Annotated in this window: 4 protein-coding genes; 3 read left to right on the plus strand and 1 reads right to left on the minus strand. The window is 56.8% G+C overall.

Features of this window, described 5'->3' with window-relative positions; genetic code table 11:
• Positions 1-87: 87 nt before the first annotated feature.
• Positions 88-234, minus strand: coding sequence for a family 16 glycosylhydrolase (locus N181_RS35490; RefSeq protein WP_015633573.1), 147 nt, complete (start codon positions 232-234; stop codon positions 88-90).
• A gap of 855 nt (positions 235-1089) precedes the next feature.
• Here N181_RS35490 and N181_RS34655 point away from each other — a divergent pair.
• The 3 genes from N181_RS34655 to N181_RS31305 form a co-directional block, all read left to right on the plus strand.
• The gene (locus N181_RS34655; protein WP_015633574.1) at positions 1090-1995 is read left to right on the plus strand and encodes a Mu transposase C-terminal domain-containing protein; all 906 of its coding nucleotides are present in this window, start codon (positions 1090-1092) and stop codon (positions 1993-1995) included.
• 6 nt (positions 1996-2001) lie between these two features.
• Complete coding sequence (locus tag N181_RS06995; protein ID WP_014857716.1) at positions 2002-2883, plus strand: TniB family NTP-binding protein; 882 nt, start codon at positions 2002-2004, stop codon at positions 2881-2883.
• A gap of 1 nt (position 2884) precedes the next feature.
• On the plus strand, positions 2885-3283 hold a 399-nt coding region (locus tag N181_RS31305), incomplete at its 3' end, for a TniQ family protein (RefSeq protein ID WP_202907432.1).

Consider the following 3283-nt stretch of genomic DNA (forward strand, 5'->3'; position numbering starts at 1 on the left):
CGGGGAACTTCGATGACCACCGCTACGCCGCTCGCTCGCTACGGCGCAATCGAGGGCGCGCTCGCGAGCGGCTTGGCTACAGCCCAGCTACACCACTGGTGGGGACGCGACCTTCACCAGCCATCGGATCTCGCTCGGAGTCCATTCGATGGCATACCGATGCTCACCCTTCGACGCATCGAATCCCAATTCGATATAGCTCGGAGAACATCGGTAGCCGTTGTCGTTTTGCATTTAATCGTAAGATTCTGCCCACAACGGTTTCAACAAGATAGCGTGGCACTTAATTTGAGACTTAGCACTTAATTTGAGATTTTCCCTTGGATTTTGGCACTTATTGTGAGATTCAGTCGTCGGCGAAGTCGACGGTGTTTCTGCAATGAATGATCCATTTCCCAACGAGGTTGACGAAGTGCTTTGGGATGAGGCGTGTCGACGAGCCGAGGCCATCCGAGGATTTCTGATACGTCAGTCTGGCAAGGTAATAGCGGGGGATATGGCGCTGCTAGCTGCCGAACTAGACGTCAGTCGGGCAACTGCATTCCGCCTCATCAAGCTATTTCGAGCTGGAGGAACGGTGATGTCGCTGGTGGAGCGCAAACCCGGCCGGCCTGACGGCCGCAGGATGCTCGACAACAGGCGAGAGGAAATCATCCGCATCAGCATCAAACGATGCTACCTGAATAAGAACCGCCCGGGCGTTTCTCAATTAGTTCGGGATATACAGACGAACTGCGTCTCAGCCGGGCTCAAGCCGCCACATCGCCGGACGATCGAAGCACGTCTCGAGGACATCGACCTTCAGAAGCGCGCCAAACGACGGGGCGAAGCCGAAGTCGTGAAGCGGACAACAGCTGTTCCAGGAGCGCTCGCTGCCTCACGTCCACTCCAGATTGTCCAAGTCGATCATACCAAAGCAGATATCTTTGTCGTCGACGAGGAAACTCGCCTGCCTATCGGGAGACCGTGGCTAACTCTTGCGATGTACGTTTGCAGCCGGATGGTGACCGGGTTCTACCTCACGATGGAAGCCCCTTCCCGGCTCTCGACCAGTTTATGCTTGCTACACTCCGTCTTTGACAAATCGCCTTGGTTACGCGAGAGCGCGAGATCATCGAACCGTGGCCGGTTGCCGGTCTGCCTGAGACATTGCATGTCGATAACGGCAGCGACTTTAGGAGTCGTGCTTTCCAGAGGGGGTGTGAGGATGCCGGCATAGCGATCAACTGGCGCCCACCCGGCGAACCGCGCTTTGGTGGCCATATCGAACGGTTGATCGGCACCCAGATGGGAAAACTCCACTTACTACCCGGCACGACCTTCAGCAATGCCCAGGAGCTTGGCGAATACGATTCAAAGCGGCATTCGGCGCTGATATTGCGCGAACTTGAGCGATACATCGCCCTCGACATTGTCGGTAACTACCATCAGTCGATCCACGGCACTTTGGGCCGCCCGCCAATCGCGGTCTGGCGCGAGCACGAGGGTGAAATTCCACTCCGATTGCCCAAGGATCGCATGCGTTTTTGGCTGACATTCCTGCCCGAGCAGGAGCGCACGCTGCAACCAACCGGGATCCATCTCTTTGGACTGCGCTATTGGTCGGCAGCCCTAAGTGCCGATGTCGGGAGTGCAAATCGCCGGCTGCTCGTCAAATACGATCCTCGGGACATGTCTCGTGTCTTCGTGCGGCGACCATCGGGCAATTTCGTGGAGGCCCGCTACGCGGATCTTACCTTGCCTTCGATAACACTGCACGAAGCCTTGGCAGCGCGCCGTGCGCTTCTGGCGAAAGGGCGACGAGAGGTGAACATTCGCACGATCGTTGGTACAGCTATTGAGCAGCGCAAACTGGTGGATGCAGCGATCAAGGCAACAGCGACTGCGCGACGTGGCCGCCTTGCCAGCGCGAAAACGAAAGTGGATGACGGCAGTTGGGGCTCGCTTCGGGGGATCGACTCCAGCAAACCTGTTGCTTTCGAGGACACAGAATGAGCTTGCATGAACACAGAAATCTCTCACCTGACTGCGAATGCCGCGGCACTGCTCGGTGAAGCAGACAAACAGTGCATCCGCGAGATAAGATCACGTCGCTGGCTCGTTTATCCGCGTGCCAAGCAGGTACTCGATCGCCTCAACCTCCTGGTCGATCATCCACGCGGGACGCGAATGCCTTCCATCGCCATATACGGTGACAGTGGAATGGGCAAAACAATGATCATGAAGCGTTTCCGTGACCAGCATCCGCCAAGCTTCAATTCGCTCACCGGCAGGCTGAAAACGCCGGTTCTCGCAATGGAGATGACCAGCCGGCCTGGCGAGAGACGGTTTTATGCCGAACTTCTGACCCTCCTCGGAGCACCACAGCGGCCCCGTGCCGATATCGCACAAATGGAGCAAGCTGCGTTACGCATCATGGAAGCAATCGGCGTGCAGGTGCTGGTAATCGACGAGGTGCACAACATTCTCGCTGGAACATATCGCGAGCAACGCATCGTCCTCAACACATTGCGCTTTCTGAGCAACCGCCTTCAGATCTCGCTCGTCTGCTTCGGGGTCAATGACGCCCGTGAGGCCATTGGTGGCGATGTACAATTGGCGCGCCGCTTCGAACAGTTCACGCTGAGCCGCTGGGTTGCAAATGAGCCGTTCGAAATCTTGGTCGCCTTGATCCTGCGCAACACGCCACTGCGTCACCCATCGGTGTTAACCGCAAAATCATTGCGGCGGATACTGCAGATCACCGAGGGCATCACTGCCAACATCTTCCACATAATCAACTCACTGGCTATCGAGGCAATCGAAAGCGGAAGAGAGCGGATTACCGATGAAGCCATTGAGAAATGGGAGCCGGAATTTGACGCCGAAGCAGCGTTCGCATGAGATGGGAATATCCGCACGGCAATTGCCGGTAAGGCTGGCTCCCTACCCCGATGAACTTCTGTCGTCGTGGATCATCCGGCATGCCGCGTTCTATGAGGTCCCTCCCTTGGCTATGCTTCAGCATTGCCTTCCCGAGGTACAATCTTTGCGCACGTCGGATCTAGACATGACCGAAAGTCAGGTTGCCCGCATCGCCCGTATGTTCTCTGCTGATCCCGCTAGGGTCCTGCGCATGACGTTCTCGAACATCGCGCGGTCGTCGCGGCGCCTGATTGCCAGCGAGCCCCGGCAATTATGTTGCAGCTGTAGTCCGATCACTAACGAGTTGCAGCCCGTTCTTCGTAGCCAGTTTCTCGGCTGGCGCATCACCTGTCCGCTTTGTGGTAACGTCATTCAGAAC

The organism is Sinorhizobium fredii USDA 205, assembly GCF_001461695.1.
Lineage (GTDB): Bacteria > Pseudomonadota > Alphaproteobacteria > Rhizobiales > Rhizobiaceae > Sinorhizobium > Sinorhizobium fredii.

Excerpts from the sequence above, each read along its gene's own strand:
- N181_RS35490 (WP_015633573.1), bottom strand. The coding sequence starts at position 234 with ATGCAAAACGACAACGGCTACCGATGTTCTCCGAGCTATATCGAATTG.
- N181_RS06995 (WP_014857716.1), top strand. The coding sequence starts at position 2,002 with ATGAACACAGAAATCTCTCACCTGACTGCGAATGCCGCGGCACTGCTC.